Origin of the sequence: Streptomyces sp. NPDC050704, assembly GCF_040654355.1 — a bacterium.
Taxonomy (GTDB): domain Bacteria; phylum Actinomycetota; class Actinomycetes; order Streptomycetales; family Streptomycetaceae; genus Streptomyces.
Genome location: NZ_JBFAHW010000023.1, coordinates 108,114 through 119,208, shown reverse-complemented (window position 1 = coordinate 119,208; position 11,095 = coordinate 108,114). Strand labels below are relative to the sequence as shown.

Here is an 11,095-nt window from a genome sequence, read left to right as displayed (position 1 = left end):
AGCGGTAAGGGTGAAGATCTCCGCCACGGCCAACACGGCTGCGACGATCAACCAGATCAGCCATAGATCCATTGCGTGCCTCTTCTGACCGGCGCGGGTACGAAGGGCCTGGCTCTCCATTGGACCCCGAAACGGGACAGTTTCGGCACCCCTGAGACAAAGAAACCCTGCCGAACGAGCCGAGGTCTGCTGGTGCACCTTTACGGCAATTTTCCCACGTGAAGAAACACGCGACGCGCCAGACCGCTGCCTGTCACCGGCCCCGCACGTCGTCGGGGCTGTCCCAGCCGGAGACGAACCAGCGGGCTTCGCCGGTGGCAGGGTCGTACGAGCGCCGTCTGATCGTACCGATGTTGCCGCCGTAGACGTGGATCCCGACGGTGGGTTCACTGCCGACGGCTGCGACGGCATGGACATCGTCATCGGTGGTGCAGCAGACGGTCACCTGCCCCGGCGCCCACCGCGCCTCGCCGGCCGGCGTCAGTGGCACGCTCACGGTGGACTCCGCCGGCTTGACGTACCGGATCTCGTGTTCGACTCCCGCGTAGATGCCGACGACGCCCCACGTATCGTGCGCATGCACATTGGTCCGCTGGCCCACGTCCCAGACCACGGACGCCATCGACCAGGTGTCGTCGGGAGCGATGTGGAGCGGATACGTCACGTGACGCACGGACGATGATCGCGTGACCTCCGGCGGAAGCCGGTAGCCGCCGGCCAGTAGGGCGGACAGCAGCTCGGCGACCCGCGCCGTGATCTCGTGCTCGTCGTCGGTACTGCTCACCACGAGTCCCACGTCGTCGATGAACGTCCGCAGGCGATCAGCCTCCATGGTGCTCTCCCCCACGCAGTACCTTCAGTGCGGCGCCCCAGGCGATGACCTGACCCAGCAGGGTGGTGAGGGTCTCCTCGTGGCGTCCCGCCGGGCGGAAGACCGTGAAGTCCTCGAAATCGGTGAACAGTGACAGCTCCACCTGCGCGCTGACGTGGGCGACCTGGAGACAGCTCATCACCAGCCGCAGGTGCTCGATGGCGCGGGCGCCCCCGGCGCTTCCATAACCGACGAACCCGGCCGCCTTGTTGGTCCACTCCGCGTAGAGAAAGTCGATCGCGTTCTTCAGCGGGCCGGGTGCCGAGTGGTTGTACTCGGGTGTCACGAGCACGTAGGCGTCGAACGAGGCGATCTTCGCTGCCCACGCGTGGGTGTGCGGCTGGGTGTACTGGCCCGTGATCGCCGGCATCGGCTCGTCCAGGGGCGGCAGCGCGAAGTCGGCCAGGTCCACCACCTCGAAGCTGGCGTCGCCGCGCTTGCCCGCAAGGTCATGGACCCAGTCGGCGACCGCCTCACCCTTGCGTCCGGGACGGGTGCTGCCGATGATGATCGCTACGTCGATCACGATGGAGTACCCGGCAGGATCCGGTACTTGAGGTGGGTGACGCCGGGCGCCTCGACGGCCCGGACCTGCTCGAGTCGCACGTCCGCGTCCCCGAGGTTGTCGAGGAGGCGAGAACCGCCGCCGAGCAGCACCGGAACGACGTGCAGCTCGAGCCCGTCCAGCAGTCCCGCTGCCAGGTACTGCCGAGCGACGTGGCCGCCGCCCCACAGCATGACGTCCTTGCCGCCGGCGGCCTTCTTCGCCTGATCGAGCGCGGACTCGATTCCGTCGGTGACGAAGTGGAACGTGGTCCCTCCCGCCATCTCCACCGGATCACGCGAGTGATGGGTGAGGACGAACACGGGGTAGTGGTAGGGCGGGTTCTCACCCCACCAGCCCGTCCACGGCTCGTCGCCCCAGGCACCACCGCCGATGGGACCGAACATGTTCCTGCCCATCACCGCGGCGCCGATGTTCGCGAGCGACTCCTCGAAGACCGGTGTGCTCGCGTTCACGTCGCCCCCCTGCTCGCCGTGGGATCGGCGAAAGGCGGCCAGCGGGACCACCCAGTCGTGGAGCCGCTCGCCACCCTCGCCGAGCGGGTTCTCCTCGCTCTGGTTCGGGCCGGCGACGAAACCGTCCAGCGAGATCGAGATGTGACACCTGAGCTTGCTCATCGTGCCTCCACAGTCGGCTCGGCGCCGCCGTCCGGCGCCCTCACCAAAGAGCATGGACGGACAGGTGGATGACGTCTAATGCCAATCCTTCGAAGCTCACATCGATATCCTTGATATGTGCTGAACCTGGTCCATCTCAAGGTGCTGGCCGCAGTGGCACGACACGGGTCCGTGACCGAAGCGGCGAGGGAGCTGCACTACTCGCAGCCGTCGGTGAGTCATCACCTGTCCCGCCTGGAGGCGGCCACCGGTGTCAAGCTCGTCCAGCGGGTGGGCCGTGGGATCCGGCTGACCCCTGAGGGCGAACTGCTGGCCAACCGGGCCACCGAGATCGTGGGACGGGTCGACGCGGCAACCAACGAGCTCACCGCGCAGGTCGGACTGCGGACGGGGCGGGTCCGCCTCGCCGCCAACTCGTCCGCGCTGAGCACGATCGTGCCGAAGGCGGCCACCACGCTCACCGGGGCGCATCCGGGCCTCACGCTGAGCGTGGTCGACCGTCATCCGGTCGAAGCGCTGCAGATGCTGCGACACGGCGAGATCGACGTCGCACTCGTGTTCCGGTACGCGCACGCTCCGCTGGAAGAAGAAGGCTTCCGCATGGTCCATATCGCCGACGATCCGATCTACCTGGTGAGCCGACGCCCCGACGACAGCATCGCGAACCATCGCCACTCCGCCTGGATCGGCGGTTGCGAACGATGCCAGGACGAACTGACCGCCGTCTGCGGACGGTATGGCTTCACCCCGCGCATCGAGTCCGTCTGCGACGACATGGTCGTCGTGCAGGCGCTCGTCGCCGCCGGCATCGGTGTCACCACCCTGCCCGGACTCTCGCTCCGCGCCCACCGCCTGCCCGACGTCCACACCACCGAGATACCCGACTCCTCCCGACGGATCTACATCGTCACCTACGGCGATCCACCCGACCCACCCGCCACCGAGGCGCTGATCCAAGCCGTCCAGGACGCCGCCCGGTAGCTCCACAAGGATGGCGTCACCATGCGTCCTTCCGAGGCGTACCGGACGCAGCGGTGAGACGTCCAGGTGGGTGGGAGATTGCTCCGGCCGGGCAGGCGGGTGGACGTTGGATCACGGCAGTCGGCGTGCTCGCAGGACACTGTCGCGGGTGTGGTGGGTGCCCGCGAGAGCCGGAACGGTGCGTGGGCGGGTCTCGTTGGTCACCATGTTCCAGGCGGGGCCGAGGAGTTGGGCGATGTCGTCGGGCTGGTAGTAGTCGGCGGGGTCGAAGCCATCCTCCTGACGGGGGATCAGATCCCCGAGTGCGTGAGTGGCGAAAAGCAACGTGCCGCCGGGGGCGACGGCTGCCAGCAGGCCGCGCAACGCCGCGTGGCCCGGCTGACGCTTGAGCGGGAAGTACTGGACGGACACCAGGTCGAAGGCGCCTGCCGGAGGCGGCACGGTGAGGAGATCGGCCCGTGTCCACACCACACGGCCCTGGACGTCGGTGGCAGTGCTGGCGCGCCGTAGGGCGACCTCGGAGATGTCGACCGCGGTGACCTGCCAGCCGCACCGTGCCAGCCACACCGCGTCGGCGCCCTCACCGCATCCGACATCGAGTGCCTGGCCCGGTGGCAGGTCGGTGACCTCGGTGACGAGCACGCCGTTGGGGTTACCGCTGAATACTTGGTCGCGGCTGCGATACATCGCGTCCCAGTGCTGGGAGCTCATGACGCTCGGTCCTCTCGTTGGTTCCTTGGTGGCGGTCCCACGGGTGCGCTCAGGCCATTGCCGCCGACGTGGGTTCGTGGTGACGCCGACCGCGAGGGTGTTGAGCGGGGCACCGCCGTGGGAAAGGCAGCCATACGTGTGGGCAGCCGGCGCGTTCCAGGGCTGGCGGTCATCGATCAACGTTGCTGACCTGGGGTTCGCGCGTCATCGTGACCACCTCCGACACCAAGCTCCCCCCACTGCGGCATTTCGACAAAGTTCTTTGCAGAAAATGCAAAACGTGGGCACGGTGAAGGGATGAACGACGACTTCGACGCCGTGCTCGCCGCCGTCGGACCCCGACTGCGCGAGTTGCGCCGTCGCCGCGGCGTCACCCTGACCGCCCTGTCCGAGACCACCGGCATTCCGATCAGCACCCTGTCCCGGCTGGAGTCCGGCCGACGCAAACCGGGCTTGGAACTTCTACTGCCCCTGGCCAGGGCCCACCAGGTGCCGGTCGACGAGCTGATCGGCGCCCCGGCCGAGCTCGACCCCCGGGTGTACCCGCAGCCCTTCACCCGCAACGGCATGACCGTCGTCCCACTGACCCGCAAACCCGGCGGGCTGCAGGCGTTCAAGCACATCCTGCCCGCCGGCCTGACCGACGGCCGCGAACCCGACCCCCGCTCACACGAGGGCTACCACTGGATGTACGTCCTGCGCGGCCGCCTCCGCGTCGTCCTCGGCGACAACGACTTCATCCTCACGGAGGGCGAAGTCGCCGAATTCGACACCCACCTCCCGCACTGGTTCGGCAACGCCGACGAACGCCCCGTCGAATTCCTCAGCATTCTCGGACCCCAGGGCGAACGCGTCCACATCAGAGCCCGATACCGCCCCGACCACTCCCAATCCGTCTGAGTGGCGCCGCGCGCAAGGTGCCGAAGGCTCAGGAGCGTTGCAGCGCCCGGAACTCCTCGAACCACGCGTAGTTCCGTCCGGGCATTCCGTTCTCGTCCTGCTGGACGGTCCGGTTCGCGTACAACGGATTGAGCAGCCACGGCTTTTTGTCGGGGTCGAATCCCTCCACCATGGATTCGATCTGCGACACACTGTAGGTGGCCACTGCCAGTTTCCCCGTCTCCCGGAACTTCCGTACCTGGTTCGTCAGATAGCCCTTGCGGCTTTCGAACCATGGGCTCATGGAGAGGAAGTCATCCCACTTCTTCTGGGTGAAGGGGTTCCGGATCGCTTCCGCGATCACCTGCCATACCTGCTTAACCGGATCCACGTCGTAGCGCTCGGCGAACTGTGCCGACACCTTGTCCCGCATGTGCTTCTCCCAGTACAGCACCAGGGAGAACTCCGTGACGAGGAACTTCTGGTCCTCGTGCAGGCGGGGCAGGACGTAGTCGAGATACTTGTCGGCCGCCTCCAGGGACACCACGTGCGGGTGGATATCGACACCCTTGATGTCCGGCGTCTCACGGACGAACGTCATCCAGCGCTCGGTCGCCGGGATGATCTCTTTCGGATTGTCGAGGTGGTTGAGAGCCCCCATGTAGAGGCGGGTCCTGCCATGTGGTCCGAAGTGCTTCTTGCGGTGAGCGATGACGTGCGCGGCCACCTTCTCGTAGAAGGCGTTGAGAGTGCTGTTGTGATCCTCGCGCCGGCTTTCGAGAAAGGACTCGTTGCCGATCGTCAGGATGTCCACCTTCCCCATAACGGCCCCGCAGTACTGCGTCCACGCCCTTCAGTACGGCGTCCATGGCATCGCTGTCCGCCGAGGGAAGTGGCCGACGGTTGAAGGGGAACTTCAGCGAGAGGACGGTTTTGTATCCCTGCCGGCCCGCCGCAAGCAGGGCGGCGACGGCTTTCTACTTCGCCGGGTCGCCCTGGTCGATGTCCCGCATCGGAATGAAACCGCGTACCCAGCCGGCCGAGAGAGCCTGCAACTGGGAGAAGTCCATCTCGGAGGGGTCTTCGTTGAAGTTCACCCCCAACGCGCCGTCCGGAGCGTTGTCCGAACTCGTGCCCGTGCCCCTTGGCTTTCGCTTCCGGTGGTGGAGTTCCCTCCCCGGCCGGACGGCCCTGTGCCGTTGTGCTCCACCCCGCGGTGAGGAGAGTCGCACCGGTCATGCCGAGCAGCCGTCGGCGTGACGGCTGCCGCACCGCGGGGTGCGTACGAGGTATGCCGAGCCGTGTGGTCGGCTCCTGCTGCATCGCTCTTCCCTTCCTGGTCGGCCTTGCTGACCGTCGTCCGCCTGGTCAGCCACCGACCGTGCGACCAAGGTCGCGGCGCTTGACGTACAGGCGGTTGCCCGCCGGTCCGGTCCATTCCAGCTGCACGACACCGGGCACAGCGGCGTCAGCTTCGCGTGCGGGGTCGTCCCAATAGCCGGCGGCCGGGTTGCGGAAGAACGTCGCCCACGGGCGGCCGTGATGGTCGGTGAAGAAATTGTTGTGGCCGGCGCCGACACCCGCGGTCCACCGCTCGGAGTACGGACCCTCGAAGGCGTCCGCGACGGCGACGACCGCGTCGTACTGGTACTGCCGGCGACGCGATCCGTGATTGGCGTAGGCATGCCGCGTAGTGCCGTCGAGATTGTCCGACTTCCAGTCCCAGGCGGCCTGGACGAGGTAGTACTTGCCCTCATACTTGAACACGTGGGCGCCTTCGAGGTACGGCTCGGGTGAGTACGGCTTCTGCTGGAACTTCGGGAGGTTCGTGGTCGGGACGATGTCCTCCATGTCGTCCCGGAACCTGGCGTACAGGTCGTTGTGCAGTACGAGCCACGCGTCTTGGCCCTCGGCGTAGAGGCCGCCGTCGATGTGGAAGTAGGCGCCGGGTTCGATGAAGTCCGGCCCGCCGGTGATCGAGTCACCGAAGGGCTTGTCCAAGTTGCCCTCGATGAGCCGGTACGGGCCCTCGACGCCGCCCTCGCTCACGAGCATGAACGAGCCGACCTTGCGGGAGTGGTCGCCCGTGCACGCGACGATGTACCACTTCCCGCGGACGTAGTGCAGTTCCGGGGCCCAGACGTTGCCGCGCTTGCCGAACCGGTCGTCGTGCCAGTACTCCTGCCAAGGAGCGACGACCGTGCGTCCTGGCCCGTTCTCACCGACGAACTCCGGTGACCACACCTTGCCCTTCTCGGCGCCGGGCCGGATGCCGGTGGTGTCGACCAGCGTCCACGGCCCTTCGATGGAGGACGACACCCACACGAAGATGCCGTCGTTCCAAGGGGTGGGCCCGTCGCGTCCAGGCGCGTTGGTGGTGCCCGTGGCGACATAGACCGGCCGACCGTCGATGACGAAGCAGTTGACGTAGGTGTCCCGGATCCATACCCGGCCGAGCTCCTCGTCACGGGGGCGCAGTTCGAGCCGCAGGACGAAGGAGTTGTCCTCCCGCGGCCACAGGTCCCGCCGGGCGTCCGCACGTCCGTACGGCTCGGGGTCGGGCCAGTTCAACGGGTAGCGCCCCGGCCGCGCGGCCTCGGCCGGCGCGGGCGCCGCCTGCGCAGCGGCCGTGGGCAGGGCCGCCGCCGCTCCCAGGCCGACGATGCCGGCTAACAGGGACCGTCGGGGCTGCCCGCTGTCAGTGCTGGTCATCAGTCACGTTCTCCTTCGTCGCCTTGGTTGTCTTCGTTGTGGTCGGGGACGCCGGTGCCCTGTCCGGGAGGGCCGCCGACCGGCGTCCGGCCTTCTGCTTCTGGAATGCCGGGGCGATGAGTTTGTCTTCGCCCTCGACTGCGGCCGGGTCGACGGGAAAGTGGGCGAAGCCGATCACCGTACGACCGGGTCTGCGCCGGCCGGAGCCCGGCCTGCGGGCGAGGACGGCGCGTCGGCGACAAGCCGCGTGACAGCGTCGTACAGGGTCGACCTGGCCAGCCCGCCGAGGCCGAGCAACCCGCTCCGGCTGAGTGGGCCGCGAATACGCAGGGCCGTTCCTGCTTGGCCTCGGTGTACAGCATGCGAATCGCCCCTCATTTCTGTCAACACCCCGAATAAATCCGGCCGGAGCGCTCAGTTCCTCGCCCTCCCGTACGCCGAAACGTTTGTCTGCAGGACATGCGCCATCGCCGGGGACGGGTCAGCTCACCGCTTTCTGTCGGAATGTTGACGAAACATTCCGGCCTCCTTACCTTGACCGGCATGCAGATGCCCACCGGAGCACATGCGCTGGTCAGGCGTGTCCATGAGGACCGCGTACTCCGTGCGCTGCAGGAGAACGGCGCCATGAGCCGTGGCGAGATCGCCCGGGTCGTGGGCCTGTCCCGCACCACCCTCTCCGAGATCACCGGCAGCCTCCTCCAACGAGGCGCCATCGTCGTCGTGGACACCGATGCCGCCCGGCGCGAAGGCAGTGGGCGCCCCGCCGAGCGGCTGGCGCTCGACCCGGCCTCGGCCCAGTTCATGGGCCTCGACTTCGGCCACCGGCGCGCCCACGTCGCCGTTGCCGACGCCGCGCACGACATCATGGTCTCGGGCTCCGTCCGGTACGACGACTCCGCGTCCTGGCAGACCCGGACCGGGCTCGCACTCGGGCTGCTCGACCGGCTGAGCAGCGAGGCCGGCGTCCACTTCGGAGCGCTTCAGGGCATCGGCATCGGGGTTCCGGGGCCGTATCCGGCGCCGGAGGGAGCGGCCTGGCCCCGCGCCGCGTCGGGGACGACCGTGCTCCGGCCGGCCCCGGAGGGCGTCGACGTGGCCTTCGCCGAACGCTTCCGCGCGCCGGTGATCGTCGACAACAACACCCGTCTGGCCGCCCTCGCCGAGGCGATCAGCGGCGCCGGCAGCGTCGCCGACCTGGTGTACGTACGCCTGTCGGACGGTGTCGGCGGCGGGCTCGTCGTCGGTGGCCGGCTGGTGACCGGCTCCGCCGGGCTGGCCGGCGAGCTCGGGCACGTGACCGTCGAACCCGCGGGCCGGCCGTGCCGGTGCGGCAAGCGAGGCTGCCTGGAGACGGTGGCCTCGGTCCCCGGGATCCTCGCCACCTGCCGGGAATACGGTCTCCGCCTGAAAAACCTCCAGGGCCTGGCGGCCGCCGTGGCGGGCGCGCACCCCGTCGCGGACCGGGTGCTGCGGGAGGCGGCCGTGGCGCTGGGACGCGTCGTCGGAGCGGCCACGATGACCCTCAATCCGGCGAAGGTGGTCATCGGCGGCGAGATCACTCGGCTGGCGCCCGTCGTCGTGGAGCAGGTCGCCGCCACTCTCGCCGCCGAGGTCTTCCCTACCGCGTCAGCGAGTCCCGTCGTCGAGGCGGCGCGGCTCTCGGACGACGACGGCGCCATCGGTGCCCTCGCCGCCGTCTTTCACAGCTCACCCCTCCTTGCGAGGTATCCCGAAACCGGCGAGGTGAAGGGCGCTTCCGACTCACTCGACTCCCCCGCCGAACCAGCCGCCCGTGTCCGTCCCTGACGAACCGGGATTGCGGCCCGTGAAGCCGCGGAGTGCCTGTGACGCTGTTCATCGGGGTCTGGCACAGGTGCCGTGACCAGTAATGCAGCGTTACGCGTCAATGTCACAGAGTGGGATGCCGCAGGACTCGGGTGACGGGGCCGGCGCTGTGCGAAGGCGGCTGATTATGGTGAGCCATTGGCTTACGTCAGCAGGGTCAACCCAGTTTGCGGCCAGTCCGGACTCGTCATCGAGGATGCGGGCGAGCGACTCGGCCGCGAGCGTCCGAAGATCGGCGGAGAGGGCCGGTATGGCCTTCTCGGGTCCGTAGGCTGTGTCGGTCGGATCCGTGCCCGGGGGCTGCCGGTGAGATCGCGTCCATGCCGGTGCGGGCCGGTGCGTCCGTGCCGGTCCGGCGTGTCGGTGCCCGCTGTCACCGGGCGGCCGGGACGTCGTCGAGGTCGGTGAAGACGGCCTTGCCCCAGGCGCGCGCCCGGGCGACCATCCGGTCGGCGCCCTCAGAGGGGCCGCCGATCCGCAGTACCCCGTCGCAGCGAGACAGCAGTTGTTCGGCGACGGCGTGGAATATCTCCTCGTACGCCGCGTCGCCGGGCCGGGTGCTGCCCGCGGTCTCCAGAAGCGGCAGGGCGAGGGCCTCACCCGTGACACCCAGGTGGCCGGCGCGGAACAGCTGCAGGGCGGCCTCGTTCATCGCTCTCACATTCGCGTCGAGTTTGTCGGGGTCGTCTCCGGTGCCGGACCGGTACGGACCGGCGACCAGGATCATCAGCGAGCACGCGGCAGTCTTCACAGAGCTACTCCTTGATGTGGTCCGTGGTGCGTAGGGCGGGGCGTCAGACCAGCTGGTTCTCGACACCGGACTCCCGCAGGGCCTGAAGGGTCTGCGGACCGCCTGGATGGGTCTGCGGATCTTCAGCGGCGGCATCGGTGACGAAGCAGTCCACGGCACCGAGCGGAGCGACCTGACTGAACGCGCGCACACCGAGCTTGGTGGCGTCCGCGACCGTGATCGTACGAGCGGACTGGGCGAGCCCAGCCTGCTTGACGGCAGCGTCGTCCAGGGAGAACTCCGACCAGCCGTGCTCGGCGTGCACGCCGCCGATGGACATCACGAAACAGTCGAAGCTCAACGACTCCAGGGTCCGCAGTGCCAGCGGCCCCACCAACGAGCGCTCACCCGGACGCGACCGGCCTCCCACTACGAGGAGTTCGATCCCCTGGCGGTCCGCCAGACGTGACGCCGCCTGCAGACTCAGCACGGCAACCGTCAGCGGGGCCCGCTCTGCCAGGTGCTCCGCGACATGCACGGTGGTGGTCCCCGCGTCCAGCAGCACGCGTGAGCCTGGCGCCACCATCGCCGCCACGGCCGCGCCCAGCCGGTCTTTCGTGGCCGCCTGCCAGGCTTCTCGGGCGGCGAACCCCCCGCCCTCCTCGCGGCGGCGGTCGGCGACCGCACCGCCGTGCACCCGACGCACCAGGCCCTGCCGCTCCAGCGCGTCGAGGTCCCGGCGCACGGTCATCTCCGAGACCCCGAGGCGTTGGGAGAGCTCGGACACGGAAACCTTGCCGGAGCCCTGCACCAGCCGCAGGGTCAGGTCCAAACGATTGGCGACACCCATAGCCCTATTCTAACATGCCTACGTTCGTTTGAACACTCAGATGTGCGAGTTGGACGGATTGCACGCACCACCGGTGGGGTTGAGTGCTCCGGAACGGCTCCGCAGTGCCCGAGACCGAGGGCCGGAAGGTGCCGACGGGAATGGCTGGAGTTCGCCCTGGCTGCTCCCGGCAGGTGCACGTACGCTGCGACCGCACCCGGCCTTCACAGCTCCTTCACAAGACCGGGGTCATGCGTGTGCATGTTTGGCATGCACATGACCGCATCGCACCATGCCCGATCCCCGCACCTGGTCTGCGACGGCTCTCCGCGTACGCGGAGGCCGCACCCCC

At 68.3% G+C, this 11,095-nt stretch carries 11 protein-coding genes; 3 read left to right on the top strand and 8 right to left on the bottom strand.

Going from position 1 to position 11,095, the window contains the following annotated elements; translation table 11 throughout:
* Positions 1-253: 253 nt before the first annotated feature.
* The 3 genes from AB0I18_RS16545 to AB0I18_RS16535 are packed head-to-tail and all read right to left on the bottom strand — an operon-like array spanning position 254 to position 2,053.
* Positions 254-832, bottom strand: a complete 579-nt coding sequence (locus AB0I18_RS16545) for a hypothetical protein (protein WP_363106171.1) — start codon at positions 830-832, stop codon at positions 254-256.
* Entirely contained in the window at positions 822-1,397 is a 576-nt protein-coding gene (locus tag AB0I18_RS16540; protein ID WP_363106170.1) for an NAD(P)H-dependent oxidoreductase, read from the bottom strand. The genes AB0I18_RS16545 and AB0I18_RS16540 overlap by 11 nt, the downstream gene beginning before the upstream one ends.
* Positions 1,394-2,053 carry a dihydrofolate reductase family protein gene (locus tag AB0I18_RS16535; RefSeq protein WP_363106169.1) on the bottom strand — a complete coding sequence of 220 codons (660 nt, stop codon included), beginning with the start codon at positions 2,051-2,053 and terminating at the stop codon, positions 1,394-1,396. Before AB0I18_RS16535 ends, AB0I18_RS16540 begins: the two co-directional genes overlap by 4 nt.
* Before the next feature lie 117 nt (positions 2,054-2,170).
* Here AB0I18_RS16535 and AB0I18_RS16530 point away from each other — a divergent pair, with 117 nt between their 5' ends.
* Entirely contained in the window at positions 2,171-3,034 is an 864-nt protein-coding gene (locus tag AB0I18_RS16530) for a LysR family transcriptional regulator (protein WP_363106168.1), read from the top strand.
* Positions 3,035-3,145: 111 nt separating this feature from the next.
* Here AB0I18_RS16530 and AB0I18_RS16525 read toward each other — a convergent pair whose 3' ends face one another.
* The gene (locus AB0I18_RS16525) at positions 3,146-3,745 is read right to left on the bottom strand and encodes a class I SAM-dependent methyltransferase (protein WP_363106167.1); all 600 of its coding nucleotides are present in this window, start codon (positions 3,743-3,745) and stop codon (positions 3,146-3,148) included.
* A gap of 297 nt (positions 3,746-4,042) precedes the next feature.
* On the opposite strand from AB0I18_RS16525, the gene AB0I18_RS16520 reads away from it, so the two are divergent.
* Positions 4,043-4,645 (top strand): XRE family transcriptional regulator, encoded by a 603-nt coding sequence (locus tag AB0I18_RS16520; RefSeq protein WP_363106166.1) that lies wholly within the window; start codon positions 4,043-4,045, stop codon positions 4,643-4,645.
* Positions 4,646-4,673: 28 nt separating this feature from the next.
* On the opposite strand, the gene AB0I18_RS16515 is transcribed toward AB0I18_RS16520, so the two are convergent.
* Together AB0I18_RS16515 and AB0I18_RS16510 are read right to left on the bottom strand one after the other, a co-directional pair.
* Entirely contained in the window at positions 4,674-5,447 is a 774-nt protein-coding gene (locus tag AB0I18_RS16515) for a hypothetical protein (RefSeq protein ID WP_363106165.1), read from the bottom strand.
* Positions 5,448-5,992: 545 nt separating this feature from the next.
* Positions 5,993-7,336, bottom strand: a complete 1,344-nt coding sequence (locus AB0I18_RS16510; RefSeq protein WP_363106164.1) for a family 43 glycosylhydrolase — start codon at positions 7,334-7,336, stop codon at positions 5,993-5,995.
* A gap of 543 nt (positions 7,337-7,879) precedes the next feature.
* Here AB0I18_RS16510 and AB0I18_RS16505 point away from each other — a divergent pair.
* Positions 7,880-9,145: an ROK family transcriptional regulator gene (locus tag AB0I18_RS16505; protein WP_363106163.1), complete on the top strand. Its 1,266-nt coding sequence runs from the start codon at positions 7,880-7,882 to the stop codon at positions 9,143-9,145.
* A 412-nt stretch (positions 9,146-9,557) separates the two neighbouring features.
* On the opposite strand, the gene AB0I18_RS16500 is transcribed toward AB0I18_RS16505, so the two are convergent.
* Positions 9,558-9,935, bottom strand: coding sequence for a DUF4406 domain-containing protein (locus AB0I18_RS16500; protein ID WP_363106162.1), 378 nt, complete (start codon positions 9,933-9,935; stop codon positions 9,558-9,560).
* Between the two features lie 43 nt (positions 9,936-9,978).
* Complete coding sequence (locus AB0I18_RS16495; RefSeq protein WP_363106161.1) at positions 9,979-10,764, bottom strand: DeoR/GlpR family DNA-binding transcription regulator; 786 nt, start codon at positions 10,762-10,764, stop codon at positions 9,979-9,981.
* Positions 10,765-11,095: the final 331 nt, after the last annotated feature.